The organism is Staphylococcus caprae (assembly GCF_002902725.1).
Classification (GTDB): Bacteria; Bacillota; Bacilli; order Staphylococcales; family Staphylococcaceae; genus Staphylococcus; species Staphylococcus caprae.
Genome location: NZ_PPRT01000044.1, coordinates 1 through 766 on the forward strand (window position 1 = coordinate 1; position 766 = coordinate 766).

The 766-nt window shown below is 35.2% G+C and carries 2 protein-coding genes and 1 pseudogene; all 3 read left to right on the plus strand.

The genetic code is table 11. The features are described 5' to 3' along the window. Positions 1-31: 31 nt before the first annotated feature. Positions 32-415, plus strand: coding sequence for a plasmid mobilization protein (locus CD155_RS09585; RefSeq protein WP_103213196.1), 384 nt, complete (start codon positions 32-34; stop codon positions 413-415). After that, a complete protein-coding gene (locus CD155_RS09590) occupies positions 397-597 on the plus strand; it encodes a hypothetical protein (protein WP_103213195.1) in 201 nt (66 codons plus the stop codon). The genes CD155_RS09585 and CD155_RS09590 overlap by 19 nt, the downstream gene beginning before the upstream one ends. Next, positions 584-766: pseudogene (locus CD155_RS09595) on the plus strand (relaxase/mobilization nuclease domain-containing protein); the annotation flags it as partial. The gene CD155_RS09590 and the pseudogene CD155_RS09595, both read left to right, overlap by 14 nt.

The following is a 766-nucleotide window of genomic DNA, read 5'->3' on the forward strand; positions in this document are numbered from 1 at the left end:
AATAATTTTCGAAGAAAGCGTGGTGGGATTGATGAGCGAACAAAACACATTTGTGGCTAGCGACGAAACTGTTGGGCGAAACTGTAAACCCAACCGTAAGGAGCCAAAACAAATTAGTTTTCGTGTGAGCGAATCCGAATATTTAAAGTTAAGGCAATCTGCGGAAACTTTAAATATGAGTGTGCCTGCTTTCGTAAAGAAAAAGGCACAAGGCAGTCGATTAGTCGCACCAAAATTTGATAAAGAAACGCGACAATCGATTGCTAGAGATTTAAGTAAGTTAGGTGCAAACGCCAATCAGATTGCTAAATATTGTAATAAACATCAACATGAAACACCGAACTACGAAGCATTAGAACGTAACATTAGTGAATTACGTGAAAGGTTGAACGATATATGGCAAAGCCTAAATTGAGACTAACTTTTAATATTATTATCGGTATATTGGCACTTACTTATATTGGTTTAGCTATATTTTTCGATTTTACTAATAATATTTGGTTTATGGCTTTTTTATTCATCGTTATGATTTTGCATATTTTAAAAGCAGTTTTTGCACCTAAAAAGAATCGGAGTGATAACGATGGCAACAACTAAATTAGGTAATACCAAATCGGCAAGTCGAGCAATCAATTACGCAGAAAAGCGAGCAGAAGAAAAAAGTGGCTTAAATTGTGATATAGATTATGCAAAATCATCGTTTAAGCAAACACGAGCTTTATATGGCAAAGAGAATGGTGTTCAAGCACATACAGTGATTCAATCG

What these genes read in the sequence shown, in the direction of transcription:
- CD155_RS09590 (WP_103213195.1), top strand. Translation starts at nt 397, where the DNA reads ATGGCAAAGCCTAAATTGAGACTAACTTTTAATATTATTATCGGTATA.
- CD155_RS09585 (WP_103213196.1), top strand. Translation starts at nt 32, where the DNA reads ATGAGCGAACAAAACACATTTGTGGCTAGCGACGAAACTGTTGGGCGA.